We start from the raw sequence: 19,260 nt of genomic DNA on the forward strand, positions 1-19,260 counted from the left end.
GCAGTTAGCCGTGTACTCATTCAAGTGTACAACTATTTGTTCCAGATCAATTAACAAACATTGTATTATATCTGCCTTTTCACTTATCATTTTTGCCCTCCCTTAACTTATCTGTTTTATAAACGATATACCCTTCGTAATAATAACTGGCGTCAATGCCTTTCATATACACGTCACGGTCATTCACCTTGCTCGTCAAAGCCTCTTTTAACAAATGTTTGATTTCAATATCCTTAATCGGACTGCGTTCCATTGCCAACAAGTAGTCATCCTTATCAACCTGACTCCAGTCCACAACCTGTTTCAACTCTTTTTTTAGTATCAAATCAAGCCAGATGCGCGTGCTTCGCCCGTTTCCTTCACGAAATGGGTGAGCAATATTCATCTCCACATACTTTTCAATAATTTCATCAAAAGTAAACTGCGGCATCTCATCAATATGCTTTAGTGCAGCATCTAAATACATTACAGATGCAAAGCGGAAATTTCCCTTGGCGATATTGACATCACGAACCTTGCCCGCAAAATGATAAATCTCATCAAAAAGATAGGCGTGAATTTTTGCCAACGTTGCAAAAGTTCCTGGAGTCAAACGATTTAAAACACCTGTTTCAAATAACGCAATCGCCTTTGTTTTACTGATTTTTTCTTCCGCTCGCGCAAGCTCCACTGAATTAGTAATCCCTAATTTATTTTGCAGCATCTTACTCACCCTCGTATATTATCTTTGAGTCTAAGAAATTTTTTAATTCAGTATCTTCCTCTTATTATGACCTTCATTCAATATGACAATCATCCAACGCTCTACTTCTGCTTCATCATACAGTGGATTTTTCATTATTACTTCCCCATCTTCGTTGCAACCTAAGTTTTTCGGATAAGCACTATTAAATTATATCATGACAGTGCTCCCAGTTGCGTTTTTAAGCTGATTCTAAAACATGGGAACAGCGGAAGTTGGGGGAAGTTGTTAATATTACTATGGGACAATCACCTAATGGAGAAAATTATACAGAAAATCCCGATGATCATATTTTAGTTCAAGGTAATGCAGACATTAAAAATGGTAGGGTTGTACCACGTGTTTGGACTAAGCAAGTTACCAAAACTGCGGATAAAGGAGATATCATCCTTAGTGTTCGTGCACCTGTTGGAGATGTTGGGAGAACTCAATACGATGTGGTTATTGGACGAGGTGTTGCAGGGATTAAAGGGAATGAGTTTGTTTTTCAAACGTTAAATAAAATGAAATCTAATGGATTTTGGACGAGATATAGTACAGGTTCTACATTTGAATCAATCAATTCAAATGACTTAAAAGAAGCACTTATCAGTATACCTAAAGAACAAGAACAAACAAAAATCGGCTCTTTCTTCAAACAGCTAGACAACACTATCACCCTTCATCAGGAGAAGCGAGACAAGCTACGGCGCTTAAAAAAAGCTTTTCTGCAGCTAATATTCCCCAAAAGTGGTGAAACTGAGCCTCAGCTCAGATTCGCTAACTTTGTGTCTCCATGGGAACAGCGTAAGTTGGGGGATATCTCAGAAGTTCGAACCGGACCATTCGGAAGTACGTTGCATGCGGATGACTACGTAGAAAATGGTACTCCAATCATTACAACTGAACATTTTAAAAATGGGTTACTGCCAACAAACAAAGTGTCCATTCCGCAAGTTTCCAAGGAAGACGTAATACGTCTTCAAGGATACGTGCTCCACACTGGTGATATTGTTTTTTCACGAGTGGGATCAGTTGATATAAATGCAGTTGTGACTGAATATCATCATGGTTGGCTATTCTCCGGTCGGGTTTTGCGTGTGAGGACGAATTATGATTTAAGCAGTGAGTACATGCACTACGAGTTATCAACTGAAAGAGTTCGTAATGACGTAATTTCACGTGCTGTTGGACAGACAATGCCATCAATTAACACAGAAATTCTAAATGAAACGAAAGTGTGGCTACCATTAAATCATGAAGAACAAACAAAAATAGGTGTTTTTTTCAAGGATCTCGACCACACTATCGCTCTTCATCAAACTAAGCTTGAAAAGCTACAATCACTTAAAAAAGCTTACTTACAAAAAATGTTTATTTAAAAAGGCACATACAATGTACCTTTTTAAATGCTTACTTACATTAACAGAGATAAATGTCGCATGATTTTGTCATTATCTTGATTTTCTAATTCGTGAATAATGTGAAGATAAGTTTCTTGTGTGGTTGTCATGCTTGAATGACCTAATCTTGTTGCTACGCTCGCAATTGACACACCGGCAAAAAGCAGAAGTGATGCATGCGTATGCCGTAGTCCGTGAATGGTGATTATTGGTATATCGGCTTTCATACATAATGTTCTTAAGTGATTATTTACGGTAGAATTAAAAACTCTGCTCTTCACGAAAATCGGTTTATTTTTGTCCGCATTCTTTATTAGTTGAGAAAATTGCATTGCTGTTTGCCAATCAATTTGAACCTTACGCTTAGACGATTCGTTTTTAGTAGGTTGAAACTCTCCCATTGTTCCTTTATAGTTCCAAGTCTTGCTCACTATTATTTTTTGCTTTGAGAAATCAAAGTCATCCGGAGTAAGCGCTAATGCTTCTGAAAATCGTAGCCCTGTTTTTGTAACCAGGAGGATAAACCAATCCCAATTTATTTCTTCTGTGAGATTCAATTGCCTTAGTAGCGCCTGAACCTCAAACTGGTTTAGAAATTTTATTTTCTTTTCGCCAGGCTTCTTTCCTTTTATGATTATTTTTCTGGTTGGATTTTTCTCAATTAAGCCTTCATCCACGGCATCGAGAATTGCGCCTTTCAATTGATGATGAAAATCCATAGTTGTTTGCTTTTCGTGGGTCAATGCATAATCATTCAATAATTGCTGGTACTGTTTTCGATTTAGTTCACCAATTTTTAAATGGGGAGCTAATTCAACAATCCTTTGTTGACTCATGTAATATTTCTGGAGTGTAACAGATCGAATGGCACCAACTTTGTATAATTCAATCCATTCTTCGAAGTACTCATGAAACAATTGATCTGATTTTTTCTTTCTTGCCAAAATAAAACCTCCTAAATAATAGTCGATGAATGAATCATCACTTTAATTATTTAGAAGTTTTCTAATTCCCGCCAATAATTTTTTATATGAACATGAGTTGTAAATAGGCCTTTTTTAATTTTTTTAGTTTGTCAATTCTTTCATGATGAAGAGCAATGAGATGGTCGATATTTTGGAAAATTGTTCCAATTTTCTGTTGTTCTTCAATTGACGGAACCTTTAGCCCATATTCTTTCAATACTTTGATATACAAACGGACACGTGTTCCACCTTTCTTTTGCATTCTTGAGAAGTTCAAAAATAATGGTGCATTGTTAAGATGAGCAAGAATAAAACGTTGATCCGATAAGTCATTTGACTTGAACACTGGGTATTCTTGAGAGACCAATACATCAGTCCCTAAGTCATTTTGATTAAAGTGGAAAATCGAGTCGTCTGACATGTGCCGATATGTAATGTATTCTTTAGGTACAAGATGAAAATCGACTGATTCATCTATTCCTGTTCTGTCCCCTTTAAAATACTCATTCTGCAAAAATAACCCTTTTCGTGATGATGTAGCAACAGGAATGTCAGTCGTTCCTGGAACAACTTCAACGTGTTCTTCTATCAGTTCCCCCAACTTACGCTGCTCCCATGACGACACAAAACCAGTAAATCTTAGCCGAGGCTCTGTTTCACCATTTTGCGGGAACATGAGCTGCAGAAGGCCTTTTTTTATGCGCCTCAGCTTGTAAAGCTTTTCCAGATGAAGGGTGATAGTGTGGTCGAGGTTCTGAAAAAAAGTGCCAATGTCCTCTTGTTCTTTATGACTAGGAATTTTGATAGGCACATTTGCTACTTCGTTTTTATTAATCTTTTTCGGGAACGCAATGTGCAACGTTCGTCTCCAGATTTCTTTTTGCATTGATGGCGAATGAATACTCGCTTGCAAAAAATATGGGTTAAGTTGTTTCTGCTTTAGCAGTGCAAGGCTTACATAATAAGCAATTGGTCCATCTGTTTCAACAACATTTGCAGTTCCGATATCCCCAATACGAGTCATAAGCACGTCACCTTTTTCAGGTCTAAACTTAAATTCTTTTTCAAATGCTTCTTCGGAAATGTATTTTTCGGAATGTAATGTCTTGATATTTTCAACAGATAAAAACATAACTCCTTCCTCCTTATAATCAGGAGTTTGATGCGTTCCATCAAAAACATCGGTCACATTCCCCAGCTTACGCTGTTCCCAATCGTCAAAAAAGCCATCAAATCGTATCTGAGGTGTTACCCTCCTTTTCTCCATTATTGAAACACCGCCTTTGTTGCTGCGATGATATCTTTGGACTCGTCTGTTACTTTTAACTCGTCCAGTAGTTTCAAAAATTCTTTTTCAGACTGAGCAATTTCTTCATTTAAGGAGACTATTTCTTTACTCAACTCAATAATGTTAATAGGTTCCTCTTCTTCAAATGTATCGACATAACGAGGAATGTTCAAATTGAATTCATTCTCTTTTATTTCATCAAAGCTAGCAACATGGGCGTATTTCTCAATATCTTCACGTTTTTTATATGTATCAACAATCTTATTTATATTTTCTTTTGTAAGTTTGTTTTGGTTCTTGCCCTTCGTAAACTCCTTACTCGCATCGATAAATAAAACGTCTCGGCTTGTACGGTTTTTCTTTAAGATGATGACGGTTGTCGGAATGGACGTTCCGAAGAAAAGGTTTGCAGGCATACCAATAATAGTGTCAATACTGCCATCCTCTAATAATTTCTTTCGTATCACTCCTTCGGCAGCACCACGGAAGAGCACACCATGTGGCAAAACAATCGCCATCGTCCCGGAATCTTTTAAGTGATAATATCCATGCAATAAGAAGGCAAAATCCGCTTTTGATTTTGGCGCTAATCGTCCGTAACGGTTAAAACGAGAATCATCTAAGAATGTTGTATCCGCCGACCATTTAGCAGAATACGGCGGGTTCATTAAAACCGCGTCAAACGTATACGGTTCATCCGTTGGCCAATCTTTATTCAACGTATCGCCATTACGCAAGCGCATATCTTCTTTATCAACCCCATGCAGAATGAGGTTCATCTTAGCTAGATTATATGTAGTTGTATTAAGCTCCTGCCCATGATATTTCACACTGTCCGGATAGTTCAAATAATTCCGGACATTTAACATTAAGGAACCTGACCCCATGGTTGGATCGAATACACTAAACAAATTTTTAGATTCTTGTCCAATGGTCACGATCCGAGCCATCATATCCGATACTTCGTGCGGTGTGTAAAATTCCCCTGCCTTCTTCCCAGCTTCAGAAGCAAACTGAGAGATGAGGAACTCATAAGCATCACCTATGACGTCACCATTATGACCAATTACATCAACATCATTAAGCTTCTTCAATACCTCTGTAATCGTAATGTTACGTTGTTGATCATCTGACCCTAGTTTTTTTGAATTCAAATCGACATCGTCAAATAAACCATTAAACTGATCATATTTGGTAGACAAATCGATAAATGCTTTATTTAAGTCATTCAACTGAAAAACATTTTGTTTTGCTTGATCTGTCAATTTGTTAAATAGATATTTTGGTTCAATATCATAACCTAACGTATCAACTAAAGTTTCAATCAAATCACTTTTCGTGTCTTTATCGGCCAGAAGTTCATGATACAAATCTGTTTGTTTATCCTGAGTATCATATTTTTCTAACGATTCATCTGCCAATTCAACAACTTTCTCTAGCAATTTATCCGAAAGATATTTATAGAAAATCAGTCCTAATAAGTAGTCCTTGTACTCTGATGCATCCATCTTACTACGTAAATGGTCCGCAGCACTAAATAATTTTGAGTTTAATTCGGATCCCATGTTCTAACTCCCCTTAGGGTTTTTAGAACCATTTTACCATACGAACTTACGCTGTGATACAGCGACAATGTTCAGATGACATTTCCACTATTTTTAATTTAGTTCCTATCGTTCAAAAGTTTTTAAGCCCCCTTACATAATCACCATTAGTTCAATTTCACAAAGAAAAAATACCATCTAAAAAAGCTGGTATCCTGTCATCGTGTTTAGATATTGTCATTTATTATAGGCTCACCATTACGTACCTAAGTGAGGTTAGCTATTTTTTTCTATTCTCTAAATGCCACGTTTTTATGAAAATCGATAATTAAGCCGGATTTCATCATAAAATCAACTCCAAGAATTCCTTTAAACCCATACGTCTCCTTGGTCAATCCTAATTGAATCTGAAATGAACCCATTGAAAAATTTTCGATAGCTAAATCTGTTACGATTTGCTCGTAGCACAATTCACTTTCACCACCAACCGCCATACATTCTTTTCGGTCTGCCATTTTTGCTGTCTATGATAAGTCCAACTTTTTCAACTTCATCCGTATCAAAGATTGTGTTTGAACATCCTGTATCTAAAAGTACGTCATCTAATTGAATCATAGCTCTCTTATAGGCAAGTGACACAGATACGATTGGCAGTCCATCTTTTATAAGAATATTCATTGGAGCTGTTTCCTAATTCCAATAAATTTCTGTTCTTTTACCTCTAGAGTTTCATGATCTGTATGAAAAATATAATATTCTTGAGTAGGGTCGGCTAAATGTAGTTTTTTGTATGCTTTCCAGGCCAAAGTGGATTCGGGGAAATTTGCTATGACTGATAGTTCTTCAAGATAGCGGATTGAATTTTTTGAGTAGGCAGAGATTGCTTGAACAAGTACCCATTGTTCTGGATAGTGTTCACGAATTTGCTCCCATTTCAATTTTAACAGCTCCTTTCATTCTGTTTTACTTACTACATCTAATATATCATTTAATTGAAATTAGGGAACAAGCTGCACAAACTCTAGTGTATTCAATTATTATTTTAGCATCTGTATCCCCTAAAACTTGAATCAGTATTGAAGGAAAACAAGACCCTCCCGGTAGTTTAACCAGGAGGGCAAAATATTGTGAAATGCGTTTATTTTAATGGCCGTGATTATTTTTGTTCAATTCAAGCTTTGCGATGTAGTTGTTCCCTTCCGTGCCAAGCACATAAATGGTTAGCTTTGCACTTTTTCCGTTCAAATCTGTTTCCAGCTGCTTGACATCAAGCGCAATGTTGCCGTCTGATGTTTCATGTGTGTAGTAAGTTTTTGTTTGTGTTTCAATCAACAGACGCGTTCGTACATTCCTGCGTCTGTCCAAGCATAATTTTTATAATTTCACGATCGGTCTGCCGCATCCCTTTTTTTGCCAGAACGCCGACATTATGGATTGTGTTGTCGACTCCTTTTGTGACGATGCCGTCTCCGCTTAAAAACTGCTGATCATTTTTGTACATATTATATCCGAGGATACCTGCATCCACCGCCGCTGATATTTTGGCTGCGCACGAAGGCTTAGCCCCGTCACAGACAATGCCCGAAGTGATAGCGAGGGTGTTCACGATGGTGTGAGCAATCACATCATAATCTCCGCCATAAAGATAAGCGATTCCCGCACCTGCTCCGCAGCCCGCACTGACCGCCCCGCAGAAAGCAGAGAGGCGGCCTATTCCCGTCTTCTGATAGATTGTGACAAGATCGGACAGTACAACAGCACGGTAAAGCTTGTCACGGGATACGTGCAACTCCTTTGCATACTCAATCACTGGAAGGGACGCAGTCATCCCCTGGTTGCCGCTCCCTGAGACGATAACGACTGGCTTTTCGCATCCGCCCATCCGAGCGTCCGATCCTGCTGCCGCTGCAGCCCGGGCACGTGTTCTCACGTCGTTACCATAAGCACTCAGCAGCACCTTGCCGATATTCGCCCCCCAATTATTTTTCAGACCGTCGACAGAGATTGCAGCATTATAATCGATCTGCTGCCCAATCACTTCTGATATGTCTTCAATGCGCACACTGTCGGAAAAATCAACGATATCCTGAACGTTGAGACAGCTTCGATCAGTCAATCGGGTCTTTTCCTTTGATCCAGAGCCCGAGTCATACAATGTTTTTCCACTTCGTGTCATATGGACGATATTTGTATGATACTGTTCGATCACAACGGTTGCTTCATCCGTACCATTTTTGAGCGTAGCAGCAATATAAAAAACAATGTCGTTATCAGCAGGAACAACTGTGATCGGATGGGTCTCCATATATTCAAGCATACGTGTTTTGTCCGTTTCTTTGATGTCTGCCAGCACTTCCAACTTCCGCGAAGCGTTACCCGCGATAACCCCGGCCGCAACCGCCGCACTGATGCCTCTCAAACCATTCGTATTGGGAACAACGACGCTCTTAACATTTTTAATGATATTTCCGCTCACCGTTATGGTGCAGCTTTCAGGCAAAGTTCCCAGCAGCTCCCGCGCTTTCGCCGCTGCATAGGCAACAGCAATCGGCTCGGTACAACCCGTGGCAGGAATCAATTCTTCTTTCAGGATTTTCAAGTAATCGCAATAGATTTTATCGTTTGGCTTCATATTATTAATATATCTCCCTATTGTGCTGGATCAAAGAAACGTAGCAAAAGAGCATCCACTTACTTTTGCTCCGGCAGGCTACCTGACAAGACGGTTAAAAATACAGTTCTGTTCAAGCTTTCACTACCAAGCGTCATCTCTTCGAACCTGCTTATTTTCATCTTATTATTTAATAATACGTATATTAACCCTCATCAATGGAGATACAAGATGAAAATGTGTCCATAGATTGAAAAATGAAACAAAAGGGTCTTTAGGACCATCGCAGATGTCCTGCTGTTGCAGTTTTTATAGTCTACAGGATTCAAACCAACAGTGTGAACCAAGACTTCCCCCTGTTTTGGTTGAGGATTTGGAACATCCTCAATACTCATCTTTTTCCATTGTCCTTTATTTTTAACTATAATGCTTTCATCGCTGCCATCCCCCATCTTCTTACCTCACAAAGTTTCTCTTATCTATTCCTTTTCACTTAAAGACAAATCTTTTCCTCTATTGAACCCACTCAAAAATAAACTTCTAACTTAATCCTTGTTTCTTTTATTTTCTGTGCAACTTCTCATCTATCTTTAAAGATTTTTTCATTTAATAATTATTATAATTACTATTGTAATCTATCAAACCTTCTGCACTGGAGGACAAAGGACATGTTAAAACTAATGAGAGCGATGATTTTGCTTATCTATTTATTGAGCCCTCTCCCGGCAATTTGGATCGTCTATGCAGCGAATCCGCCGGCCTATCAAACACTAAGAAATTTATTACCTATGGTCCTTGGATCCATCTCCTACACATGGCTGCTGGCTGAGCTTGTCATCAGCGCTCGTCCCAAATTTATTGAACGATTTTTTGGGTTGAATCATTTCTACCAATTTCATGGTGCCGCCGCAATTGTGGCGATCACGCTCTCGATGCTCCACAAACAGCTCGAGGAGGCCATATGGTCCGGTTATCTGCATACGGTACGTCAATTTGGCGACCTGGCGCTCACACTATTCCTTGTTCTCGCTGGTCTCTCACTGATTTTCATGACCGGTTTCATTACTCGGCGAATTAGGATCCTCGGGTTTATTCGACATTGGCTTGAAAAAAAGCATATTCTTGATTTTAAATATAATGTGTGGATTCACAATGCTAACGTCATCGCAATTATTTTAGTTTTCCTTCACGTTTTCATATTCAGTGCCTTTTACCGGCAAAATTTCTGGATATGCGGCGTTTATACCGTTTATTTTCTAATCGCCTTTGGCTGCTATCTATACCATAAAATAATTAAAATCAAGCTTGCAAAACGTCAGCCCTATACTCTTGTACAAATCACAACTGAGTCGCCAAGTATCCATACTCTTGTTTTCAAACGCGAACGAGGTTATGTACCTCCATATAGAGCAGGTCAGTTTGTTTTTATCCGAATTCTTGATGGTGGTATTTCAGAAGAAGAACATCCTTTTTCTATTACTTCCAATCCAAATGATCGGCGTTATCTGTCTGTCACGGTCAAATCAATTGGAAACTACACCTCTTCGATTCCAAAATTATCTCCTGGAACGCACGCGACAATTGAGGGACCTTACGGGATACTTGGAAACAGCGCATACCGCACCAAATCCGATCTCGTACTCATCGCTGGAGGAATTGGCATTACACCTATGCTCAGCATATTAAAAGACTTAAGCTATAGAAACAGAAAGCGGCGCGTTATTCTTTTTTGGAACGTTCCGAATAAAAGCGATCTGATTTCCCCAAATTTATTTACTTCTTTAACCGAACAAATGCCTAACTTCACCTTTGTTCCTATTTTATCAAGGGAAGCAAATGATTATGGTGAAACCGGGCACCTGAATCGAGAAAAAATCATTCGTTATTTAGCCGCCCATCACTATCGAATGAAACGGACACATTATATCATTTGCGGCCCGTCGAAGATGATGGATTCGGCTATTGAAACGTTACGTAGGCTGAATGTGCAAAAAAAGAAAATTCATTATGAAAATTTTTCAATGTAAAAGGAGCGTTTCTAATTATGCTATTTATTAAAAAATATACAGTTTATATACTACTCACAGCCATGCTTTTATTAGCTGGCTGCGGAAATCTCGACGCACAGCCACAGAATAAATCGGCGAACAAGTCACAATCAGGAAAACTCAGTTTAAATAAAAAGCAGAAATTCACACTCACAGAATTAAATAAATATAACGGGAGAAACGGACGACCCGCTTACATCGCGGTTAAGGGAATGGTTTATGATGTGACCCACGCACCTGACTGGCATAACGGCAGTCACCATGGTGTTCAAGCCGGACAGGATCTAACTGCGGCGATTGAGAGCGCGCCGCATGGGGCATCCGTTCTCGCAGCCGTTCCAATAGTTGGCTATTTGACGAAAGATAAGAACGCGGTGACAAAAACAAATAACAGCACAACGAATAGCAGTCAATCGAATTCCAGCAAGAATAATAGACGAACATTCACATTAGTTGAGCTGAAGAAATATAACGGACAAAATGGGCAGCCTGCTTATGTAGCCGTTAAGGGAAAAGTTTACGATGTAACCCACGCATCAGGCTGGCATAATGGTCGCCACCACGGTGTTCAAGCCGGACAGGATCTAACTGCGGCGATTGAAAGTGCGCCGCATGGGACATCTGTTTTATCTGCTGTCCCGGTCATTGGCTATCTGACGAAAAATAAGAATACTGCGACAAAGAAAAATTACAGTACAAATCAAAGCAGTCAATCAAATTCCAACCAGAGTAATAAGCGAACATTCACATTAGCCGAATTGAAAAAATACAACGGACAAAATGGGCAACCTGCTTATGTGGCCGTCAAAGGGAAGGTCTATGATGTGACGCATGCACCCGGCTGGCATAACGGCCGCCATCATGGTGTTCAAGCCGGACAAGATCTAACTGCGGCGATTGAGAGTGCGCCACATGGGACGTCTGTGCTCTCATCACTTACCGTTGTCGGTTATTTGAAATAATCATTTGCCCTTCGTCTAGCTCGAGACTCCTATGTTATATCAGGTTGAGCTTGGGAAGAATAAATTATTGAGAAAAACAAAACCCTCCTTTTTGAAAATGGGAGGGTTCAACACATTCGTGATATGCATCTGTTTTATTGACTATTATGTTTTTTGTTCAGTTCAATTTTTGCAACGTAATTATTTCCTTCTGTGCCGAGCACATAAAAGGTTAGCGTCGCATGCTTTCCGTTCAGATCTGCTTCCAGCTTTTTAACATCGAGGGCAATGTTGCCGTCCACTGTTTCATGCGTATAATAAAATTTCTTTTGCGCGTCTGTTTCGTATTTTTTTCCATCGGAAATCGTGTAGCCAATGTACCAGATTGCTCAGTCAGAGGGCTGACATTTGCGGTAACGTTTGCTGGAATAGTGATCTTTTTCTTGCCAACGTAAAGTGCGTATTCGCTTTCCTGTTTCGTTAGCAGCGAAGACGCACGCACACGTTTCGCTGCGGCGTACCCTGCACCTTTTTCCTTGTCATGAACAATATAAGCGACACCGTTTGCCCATGCTTTTTAGAACTGATCGATCTTATATTTTCGAACAGCTGTATCATCGGATGATGCGAATGAATCGTTGACAATGACATAGTCCTGACCGTCAATCGTCTAAGCCCTCTGACGAGAATCAAATGACCAGGTATTGTCCCAGGCGCACCTTTCACATAATGATAGCGTGTGTTGGTTGGATCATTTGTATATTTAACACTGACCGCCGCCGGATATCCTTTGGCAATTTTCTTCTTCAATCCATCGATGTCGGTGAACACGGAATACGATTTATAGCCGTAGCATCCTGCAAGTGCTGAGCTGAATACCCATTTGTCAAAGCCGTCATAGTCATAATAAGCCGTTTCTTCGAGCAGTAAATTTTCTCCCATGCGATTCATCGCCATCGTAATCGTTGTCAGACTGCAGATCGAGTTAGCAATCTTCGGATCACGAATCATTTGCGAATAGGCAGGTGTATCAATATCTTTATTCAGCGTGATCGTGCTCGGATGTTTGCTGGTCGAGTTCCAGCCCAGTTCGGTCGAAGTACCAAGCAGCCGAACGGTCGGTGCCACACGCGGATTGTCGCTGAGCTGGTGATGTACGTATGATCACTCTCTTTCTCATAACCTGACCTTTGGCATGTGCCGAAATGACGGTGCAGGCACAATCGCCAGCATAAAGGCCGCCACGAAAACCATAGCCACTCTAAACATATTTACGAGATGCTTCCTGCCAACCATTATTTGATAGATTATTAAATAAAGCAATAGACAACCAACAATCTCTACCATAGCCCGTAAAAAAGAACGAGACTTGTGTCTCGCTCCCTATTTTCAGTAGATTTATAGAATTCTAAATTTTTAACAAAATCAGCATTACATCACCTTTGTCACTCGGTTTATGCCTTCTTGGAGAAAAATATTAGGAATTTATTACCATGAAAAACGAGTGGGTTAACTAGATGGTAGATTTGTACATTCGGAATGCACGTAGAGGGTGCCTGTTACGATGCTCCATGGAAGAGGGGTGCCCGCACGAACTCCATCAAGGGTCACCTAATGATTGTGGATCTTGCCCAAATGATTGAGCATCCCTCTGATCCGCACAATCTTTACATGCAGCGCATAAATTATTGTTATCAGCCTATGAAAGGATTGACCTAGATGTATCCTTATCAAACATGCTTTAGTCCTAATTTAAGACATGCGCCAAGAAACATCATGTACAATGCTTGTCCCTACCCTTACTACGTAAACGTGCCGAGACTAAATACGTACTTTTCAAATCAGTATGTTCCTTTTCCCTATGGAGCGGGGTATCAATCACGATCTGATGTATCACCGACTGCAATTAATCTGAAGGATTACGGACAGGAGCCGTTTGTCGTTAATATTGAGCAAGCGACGAAACAAAACACTGCTTTTCGAAGAGCTTTATGGACGGGATCCCATTTGCAGCTTACCTTGATGAGTATCAATGTCGGCGAAGACATCGGTCTTGAAGTTCATCCTCACCTTGATCAGTTCATACGGATCGAAGATGGCCAAGGGCTTGTCGCAATGGGCGATCAACAAGATCAACTTAATTTTCAAAGACAAGTATACAAGGACTTTGCGTTCATTATTCCCGCCGGAAAATGGCACAACTTAATTAATACTGGTGATCGGCCAATCAAATTATATTCGATCTATGCACCGCCTCAGCATCCATATGGTACCGTTCAAGAAACAAAAGCCATTGCAGAAGCCGCAGAAAGATACGGCAGCGACTAATTAGAGCATCACAGCCGAACATTGCATAAGCGCATCGCATAAAAAAAGTTTAAAATGATAAGTGCATAAACAAGCATTTATCTTTTAGAAACGGCGGTGCATTTCTGTGTCATCTCTTGACTTTTCTCATGTGTTCTTCACCAACGACAATCAATCTATTCTTAAAGACGTATCCGTCAGCATTGATGCTGGGGATTTTCTTTCAATTGTTGGCCCGTCAGGAAGCGGCAAAAGTACCTTCCTCAAGCTTTGCTGCCATTTAATCAGCCCGACCGATGGAGCAATTTCATTTAAGGGGAAAAATCTGAACGATTATAATCCGATGGAATTAAGGAAACAGATTGCTTATTGCTTTCAAATGCCCTATTTATTCGGTGATCACGTCAAGGAAAATCTTGAATTTCCTTTTGTAGTCAGAAATGTTCCCTTTGAACAAGAGCGAGTCGATGAACTTTTTTCCGTCTTCCATATGGCAAACGATTATTTACATAAAGAAGTGAAAAACCTTTCAGGAGGCGAAAAGCAGCGGATTGCATTGATCCGCAGCTTGCTATTCAAGCCGGAAATTCTGCTTCTCGATGAAGTGACCTCTGCCTTAGATACAGCAAATACCGAAATCGTTGAGCAGGCTGTCAAATCACTCAATCAAAAGGGGACAACCATTCTGTGGATCACACATAACACGGAGCAAAGCAGGAAACATGCCAATAAGCTGCTCACTATTGAAAATGGCGAGATTCACACTTTGGAGGCGATCCAATGAACGGTTCAACAACTATCCATGTCACATCGCTGATGATCGCTTCATCACTGGTCTTTGTCACCCTTTTCTTCTCTTATTGGCAAAAGCTGAAGCTTGAAAAAGAAACCATTATTAGTGTGGTTCGTGCGGTCATCCAGCTCGTCGCAGTTGGTTATGTCTTAAACTTTGTATTCGGTTATAAAAACCCGGCATTTACAACTCTTTTGCTGCTGTTCATGACCTTTAATGCTTCCTACAATGCCGCAAAAAGAGGCCGAGCCATCAAAAGAGGTTTGTTGATCTCCTTCTTGTCCATCGCCGTCGGCACACTTGTGACGTTATTGATCCTGATTCTGTCGGGAATCATCCGCTATGAGCCCTATCAGATGATTCCGATCGGCGGCATGATCATCAGCAACTCAATGGTTGCGCTTGGACTATGCTACAAACAAATGGCATCCGATTTTAAAAATAAGCGAGACGAAATCGAAACAAAGCTCGCACTCGGCGCAGATATTCTTCTTTCATCCAAAGAAATCATCCGCGACTCAATAAAAACCGGGATGCTTCCGACCATTGATTCAGCCAAAACACTCGGCATCGTATCGCTTCCCGGAATGATGACCGGTTTAATTCTTGCCGGTACATCACCGATGGAAGCCATCAAATATCAAATTATGGTTACCTTCATGCTGCTCTCGACAACCGCGATTTCTTCATTCATTTCGTGTTATCTGTCCTACAGAGGGTTTTTCAATAACAGAAAACAGCTCGTTAATCGGCGTGAAAATTAAAAGCACGGTACTTTTCTCATCGAAAAGTACCGTGCTTGTTTTTACTCTTGTAGGCTTTTTCTAAAAGCAGCGCGGTCTAGCTATAGGATTAAACGGTGGAATCGGCGGAATTGGTATTGTTGCCGGCCCGGTGCTTGGAGGATTGTTGGTACATGGAGATAATTGGCGATGGATATTCTTGATAAATGTACCCTTTGGAATTGCGACCGTCCTCTTAACGCTTCTGTTTGTACATGAGAAACAGAACAATAAGGCATCAAAAAAAATAGATTGGAAGGGTCTCATCGTTCTATCCATCGGATTACTTTCTATCCTATTATCTTTTACTCAAGCCGAAAAAAGAGGGTTCCAGTCGGAAAGTGCCTTTTACCTAACAGCAGGCTTAGTCATCTTGTATTTCTTTATACGGCTTGAACGTCGAACACGTGAACCGTTGATTGACTTTGCACTATTTAAATCGATTCATTTTACTCTGCCTTGTATCAGTATGCTGCTCTTTTCGGCCTCATTATTTGGTTCTCAGCCCTATTGGAGCATGTTCTTCCAAAATTTCTGGGGCTTCTCACCTTTATACGGCGGCCTTGCCTTTTTACCTGCTACCTGCTTAATTGCAGCCCTCACACCGATTGCCGGGATTATCGGTCAGAAGAGCGGAGATAGACTGCGTTTTGTCGTCATGTTTGGCGCGCTAATGACCGGTATAAGTTTCATATATGCAGCCGGTATAAATACTGAAAGCTCATACTCAACCGTGCTTCTGCCATCCTTGTTGATTCGCGGAATTGGTATTCCCTTTCTTGTCTCTTCCACCTCATTAATGATGATGAATTCTGTTCCACCCGACAAATCCGGATTAGCCGCCGGAATACTGAACATGAGTAAGAATGTTGGCACTTCATTGGGAGTGGCTGTTCTAGGGCAACTCTTTACATCTGATACCGGTCATACGATTTCAGCTCTTTCCAGGGGATTCTCTGGAAGCACCTTATTAAAGGTAAAGGAATTGGCAACACAATTTATTGTTGTAAAAGATTCAGCCGCAGCACCTATCGCTCAAACGGCAATCATACGCGGCTTTAGTCATCTCGCATTATTCTGTGCTCTTGCATTAATTCCCGTTTTTATCAGCGCCTCAACGCTAAGAAAGAAAAGAAAAAGAAACTAATCTTGTTTCAAAGTGGCAATATCTATTTTTTTCATTTGAAGCATCGCCTGCATCACACGTTGTGCTTTTTCCGGATCAGGATCTTGCAACAGTTCACCTAAAATAGTCGGGATGATTTGCCAGGATACGCCGTATTTATCTTTGAGCCAGCCGCATTGCTCGATCACACCGCCCTCGGACAGCTTGTCCCACAAGGTGTCGACTTCTTCCTGAGTCTCGCAGTTCACAAACAATGAAATGGCTTCGTTGAAAGTAAATGCGTGATCCAATCCGCTGTCCATTGCCTTGAATTCCTGCCCGGCAAGGTGAAACAATGCGTGCAGGACGGTTCCCGCCATCTCCCCTGCGTCATACCCATAACGCTCGATTTGATCAATCGCCGAATGATCAAAAAGGGAGATATAGTCACTCATCGCTTGTTCCGCTTTTCCATGCTGCTTCCCGACGAACATCAGCGACGGGGTGATCATCTGATCGCGATGACCCAGATTCATCTGCCATGAGATACCGAATTGATCCTGAATCCAACCGAATTTCTTGCTGAACGGATAGCTGCCAAGCTCCATCAGAACGATTCCGCCTTCCGAGAGTTTCGCCCAATAGCTGTCCACTTCTTCGGGTGAATCACAATTTACGAAGAAGGAAATTGCAGGTGTGAAGGTAAAATGCGGACCGCCGTTCAAAGCGATAAAGGTCTGACCTTCAAGTTGGAACGTGACGCTCATGATTTTCCCATTTTGTGAGGAATCCGGAGCTGCATCACCATAGCGAGATGTGTTCATGATCGTTGACTGTTTAAAAAGTGACGTGTAAAAAATCGCTGCTTCTTCTGCCTGATGATCAAACCATAGATATGGCACAATTTTCTGCATCAAAATTCCTCCCGCAACTGTAATCGAAGCACATGCTTCATTTCTTCCTTTTTACTTTGCTTTCCGCCTTTTTCACGTTTTCGTCCATGCGAAACGCAACGATACGGTGAATCAATTCATAGGGAAGCGGCTGATCAATGGGAAACTGAATGGCTCCCTTTGAAGTTTTGAGGCCGGTGAGCTCACTTTGAAAAGCGGCAACTCCGCTCGGCGTCGGATAAAAGCCAATATGATTCGCGTATGCAGCAAAATGCACCAAATTTCCGTGCAGCACGAAGGTCGGCATTTGATAACTGATCTTCTCAGTTGCCTCCGGCGCTGTCTCACAGATCACTTTTCGTAACGTTTGAAGTGTTTCCTGTACCTCAGCAGGGAATTGCGCGATGTATTCATCAATGGTTTGGTAAGTCGATTTAGTTTCCATAGATTGCCCCCTCTAAAAACTATGTACTCTGCTCTTGTCATACCCTTTCGAAACGGATCATATGCATCAGTCGCCATTGAGTAATTCGCTGAGGCAACTGTTCTTTTCGTTTTGACGTCTTGTCCTTCACTATAACAAAAAAAACACCTTTAGATGTCAGCGGACACTCTAAAGGTATTAGCACTTATTTTATACAGATTGGTCCATAGAGAACGGATCAATCAAGCGCTTTGACAATCGCCTCATTAAATTCAGGCAGATCATCGGGAACACGACTTGTCACCAATGCATGATCAACGACAACCGGCTGGTTCTTAACTACTGCTCCTGCGTAATACAGATCAGGCTGAATCGATTCATAAGCAGTGAGCGTACGGCCCTTTACCAAACCGGTCTGGATAAAGAGTTGCGGACCATGGCAGATGGCAAAAAGCGGCTTGTCATAGCCCAAAAAATATTTTGTGAATGCCACGAAGCGAGGATCCACGCGTAATTGATCCGGTGAAAAACCGCCGGGAATAAACAAAGCATCGAAGTCTTCCGGTTTTACTTCGTCAATACTTTTATCAATATGAATCTTAGTCCCATGCTTGCCTGTCACTTCGCTGCCGGCTTCTTTTTCGATCACTGTAACTTCGTGACCTGCAGCTTCTAGTGCTTGCTTTGGTGACGTAAATTCAATGTCCTCAACATCATTGGTAACAATAATTGCAATCTTGCTCATCGAACGGTTCCTCCTTAGTTTCTTTTTAATGCCTACAAGATCATGATATACTAGGGCTGTATTTCCTTAAAGTACGCACTTTTTTGTTATTCGGTAACTTAACGGTAACTAAGAATCTGAAATGGGGCAGTAAAATGACTGATGAAGTACGCACAGATGTCCAGGAAAAATTGCTCTCCGGAGACTACAGCTGTGCGAAGGAACTGACACTATCCATGTTCAGCGGAAAATGGAAAATCGTCATTCTCTATCATTTAGGTAAAGACGGTATCTATCGTTTCGGTGAATTAAAAAAATTGTTGCCGAATGCTTCCAATAAAGTGTTGACACAGCAGCTGCGCGAATTGGAACAAGACGAGCTGATCACGCGCACCGTATACCCTGAAGTTCCGGTACGTGTTGACTATCAAATTACAGAGCTTGGACTTAGCCTGATTCCGATCATTGATTTGATGTACGAGTGGGGAACGCAGCGATTAAAACAGCTCACACACGTACCACCGCACAATATTAATGAAGATGCCATTAAAAATAATGAGTGAATCCAACATTTCTCGTGTCGCTTGACATGAGAGATGCTTTTTTTATGTGATTTTTTTTGCCAATTTTTGTTCTATTAGCAAAAAATTTGTTATATTATGAATAGCAAACAAATTGAATGTTCGCGCGCTAAAAATACATCAAAGGGAA

20 protein-coding genes and 2 pseudogenes are annotated in these 19,260 nt (G+C 40.9%); 8 read left to right on the top strand and 14 right to left on the bottom strand.

The window, feature by feature from the left end; translation table 11 throughout:
* Positions 1-79 precede the first annotated feature (79 nt).
* Positions 80-703: a protein adenylyltransferase Fic gene (gene fic, locus AC6F33_RS13655; protein ID WP_255749175.1), complete on the bottom strand. Its 624-nt coding sequence runs from the start codon at positions 701-703 to the stop codon at positions 80-82.
* Positions 704-948: 245 nt separating this feature from the next.
* Between fic and AC6F33_RS13660 the strand changes: the two are divergent.
* Positions 949-2,103, top strand: a pseudogene (locus AC6F33_RS13660) (restriction endonuclease subunit S); the annotation flags it as partial.
* 35 nt (positions 2,104-2,138) lie between these two features.
* Here AC6F33_RS13660 and AC6F33_RS13665 read toward each other — a convergent pair.
* From AC6F33_RS13665 to AC6F33_RS13700, 8 genes are all read right to left on the bottom strand, one after another.
* Positions 2,139-3,068 carry a site-specific integrase gene (locus AC6F33_RS13665; RefSeq protein ID WP_255749177.1) on the bottom strand — a complete coding sequence of 310 codons (930 nt, stop codon included), beginning with the start codon at positions 3,066-3,068 and terminating at the stop codon, positions 2,139-2,141.
* Between the two features lie 82 nt (positions 3,069-3,150).
* The gene (locus tag AC6F33_RS13670) at positions 3,151-4,356 is read right to left on the bottom strand and encodes a restriction endonuclease subunit S (protein ID WP_255749178.1); all 1,206 of its coding nucleotides are present in this window, start codon (positions 4,354-4,356) and stop codon (positions 3,151-3,153) included.
* Positions 4,356-5,942: a type I restriction-modification system subunit M gene (locus tag AC6F33_RS13675; protein WP_480948626.1), complete on the bottom strand. Its 1,587-nt coding sequence runs from the start codon at positions 5,940-5,942 to the stop codon at positions 4,356-4,358. The genes AC6F33_RS13670 and AC6F33_RS13675 overlap by 1 nt, the downstream gene beginning before the upstream one ends.
* 269 nt (positions 5,943-6,211) lie before the next feature.
* Positions 6,212-6,436: a hypothetical protein gene (locus AC6F33_RS13680; RefSeq protein ID WP_480948627.1), complete on the bottom strand. Its 225-nt coding sequence runs from the start codon at positions 6,434-6,436 to the stop codon at positions 6,212-6,214.
* On the bottom strand, positions 6,399-6,599 hold the full coding sequence (locus tag AC6F33_RS13685) for a hypothetical protein (protein WP_255748996.1): 201 nt from the start codon (positions 6,597-6,599) through the stop codon (positions 6,399-6,401). The genes AC6F33_RS13680 and AC6F33_RS13685 overlap by 38 nt, the downstream gene beginning before the upstream one ends.
* Entirely contained in the window at positions 6,596-6,859 is a 264-nt protein-coding gene (locus AC6F33_RS13690; protein WP_255748995.1) for a hypothetical protein, read from the bottom strand. Before AC6F33_RS13690 ends, AC6F33_RS13685 begins: the two co-directional genes overlap by 4 nt.
* 205 nt (positions 6,860-7,064) lie before the next feature.
* Complete coding sequence (locus tag AC6F33_RS13695) at positions 7,065-7,253, bottom strand: hypothetical protein (protein ID WP_255748994.1); 189 nt, start codon at positions 7,251-7,253, stop codon at positions 7,065-7,067.
* Positions 7,246-8,553 (bottom strand): L-cysteine desulfidase family protein, encoded by a 1,308-nt coding sequence (locus AC6F33_RS13700; RefSeq protein WP_255748993.1) that lies wholly within the window; start codon positions 8,551-8,553, stop codon positions 7,246-7,248. The genes AC6F33_RS13695 and AC6F33_RS13700 overlap by 8 nt, the downstream gene beginning before the upstream one ends.
* Positions 8,554-9,200: 647 nt before the next feature.
* Between AC6F33_RS13700 and AC6F33_RS13705 the strand changes: the two genes are divergently transcribed.
* Positions 9,201-10,559, top strand: a complete 1,359-nt coding sequence (locus tag AC6F33_RS13705; RefSeq protein WP_255748991.1) for a ferredoxin reductase family protein — start codon at positions 9,201-9,203, stop codon at positions 10,557-10,559.
* Between the two features lie 17 nt (positions 10,560-10,576).
* Positions 10,577-11,542: a cytochrome b5 domain-containing protein gene (locus AC6F33_RS13710; protein WP_255748990.1), complete on the top strand. Its 966-nt coding sequence runs from the start codon at positions 10,577-10,579 to the stop codon at positions 11,540-11,542.
* A 232-nt stretch (positions 11,543-11,774) separates the two neighbouring features.
* Here AC6F33_RS13710 and AC6F33_RS13715 read toward each other — a convergent pair whose 3' ends face one another.
* Together AC6F33_RS13715 and AC6F33_RS13720 are read right to left on the bottom strand one after the other, a co-directional pair.
* Complete coding sequence (locus AC6F33_RS13715; protein WP_255748989.1) at positions 11,775-12,023, bottom strand: hypothetical protein; 249 nt, start codon at positions 12,021-12,023, stop codon at positions 11,775-11,777.
* Positions 12,002-12,649 carry a C39 family peptidase gene (locus AC6F33_RS13720; protein ID WP_255748988.1) on the bottom strand — a complete coding sequence of 216 codons (648 nt, stop codon included), beginning with the start codon at positions 12,647-12,649 and terminating at the stop codon, positions 12,002-12,004. Before AC6F33_RS13720 ends, AC6F33_RS13715 begins: the two co-directional genes overlap by 22 nt.
* A 591-nt stretch (positions 12,650-13,240) precedes the next feature.
* Here AC6F33_RS13720 and AC6F33_RS13725 point away from each other — a divergent pair.
* The 4 genes and pseudogenes from AC6F33_RS13725 to AC6F33_RS13740 all read left to right on the top strand — a co-directional run.
* Positions 13,241-13,849, top strand: a complete 609-nt coding sequence (locus AC6F33_RS13725) for a cupin domain-containing protein (RefSeq protein WP_480948629.1) — start codon at positions 13,241-13,243, stop codon at positions 13,847-13,849.
* 106 nt (positions 13,850-13,955) lie between these two features.
* Positions 13,956-14,612 (top strand): ABC transporter ATP-binding protein, encoded by a 657-nt coding sequence (locus AC6F33_RS13730; RefSeq protein ID WP_255748986.1) that lies wholly within the window; start codon positions 13,956-13,958, stop codon positions 14,610-14,612.
* Positions 14,609-15,385, top strand: coding sequence for an ABC transporter permease (locus AC6F33_RS13735; RefSeq protein ID WP_255748985.1), 777 nt, complete (start codon positions 14,609-14,611; stop codon positions 15,383-15,385). The genes AC6F33_RS13730 and AC6F33_RS13735 overlap by 4 nt, the downstream gene beginning before the upstream one ends.
* Positions 15,386-15,461: 76 nt before the next feature.
* Positions 15,462-16,550 (top strand): annotated as a pseudogene (locus AC6F33_RS13740) (MFS transporter); the annotation flags it as partial.
* On the opposite strand, the gene AC6F33_RS13745 reads toward AC6F33_RS13740, so the two are convergent.
* The 3 genes from AC6F33_RS13745 to AC6F33_RS13755 form a co-directional block, all read right to left on the bottom strand.
* A complete protein-coding gene (locus tag AC6F33_RS13745) occupies positions 16,547-17,422 on the bottom strand; it encodes a VOC family protein (RefSeq protein ID WP_255748984.1) in 876 nt (291 codons plus the stop codon). The pseudogene AC6F33_RS13740 and the gene AC6F33_RS13745 sit on opposite strands and share 4 nt — an antisense overlap.
* A 37-nt stretch (positions 17,423-17,459) precedes the next feature.
* Complete coding sequence (locus AC6F33_RS13750; RefSeq protein ID WP_255748983.1) at positions 17,460-17,846, bottom strand: iron chaperone; 387 nt, start codon at positions 17,844-17,846, stop codon at positions 17,460-17,462.
* A 217-nt stretch (positions 17,847-18,063) separates the two neighbouring features.
* Entirely contained in the window at positions 18,064-18,570 is a 507-nt protein-coding gene (locus tag AC6F33_RS13755) for a type 1 glutamine amidotransferase domain-containing protein (RefSeq protein WP_255748982.1), read from the bottom strand.
* Positions 18,571-18,704: 134 nt separating this feature from the next.
* Here AC6F33_RS13755 and AC6F33_RS13760 point away from each other — a divergent pair, with 134 nt between their 5' ends.
* On the top strand, positions 18,705-19,112 hold the full coding sequence (locus tag AC6F33_RS13760) for a winged helix-turn-helix transcriptional regulator (RefSeq protein ID WP_255748981.1): 408 nt from the start codon (positions 18,705-18,707) through the stop codon (positions 19,110-19,112).
* The last annotated feature ends 148 nt before the right edge of the window (positions 19,113-19,260 follow it).

The organism is Sporolactobacillus sp. BBK16-2, assembly GCF_059878335.1.